The 311-nt window shown below is 35.0% G+C and carries 1 protein-coding gene; it reads right to left on the bottom strand.

Annotated elements, in window-relative coordinates:
* Positions 1 to 3: 3 nt before the first annotated feature.
* A partial coding sequence (locus H4J75_RS19830; protein ID WP_220465379.1) for a hypothetical protein occupies positions 4 to 311 on the bottom strand: 308 nt, incomplete at its 5' end.

Here is a 311-nt window from a genome sequence, read left to right as displayed (position 1 = left end):
TTGTTAGGTATACCCTACTATTGCATATTCTTTATCGTTAACTCGGTGATACTCATTAATTTTTTTTACTACTTCGGCAACTTGGTCAAAGCTGGCATTATCACAAAAATATAAAACGTAATCATTTGTCACATCTTCGTTAGATTGAAAAGCCGATTCTAAATCAAAGTGCTCTGTAAGCACATCCTCGATATAATCTCGGTGTTCATAATCAATTAATTCAATTGATGCTCCCCATTTTGGATCTGCAACAACTTTAATTTCTGTCAGTATGTAGCGAAACTCATCCAGCATGATGGTATACCTAACGC

The sequence above is a fragment of the Colwellia sp. BRX10-1 genome, assembly GCF_014077545.1.
Taxonomy (GTDB): Bacteria; Pseudomonadota; Gammaproteobacteria; order Enterobacterales; family Alteromonadaceae; genus Colwellia_A.
This window is presented reverse-complemented; position numbering and strand designations above follow the sequence as displayed.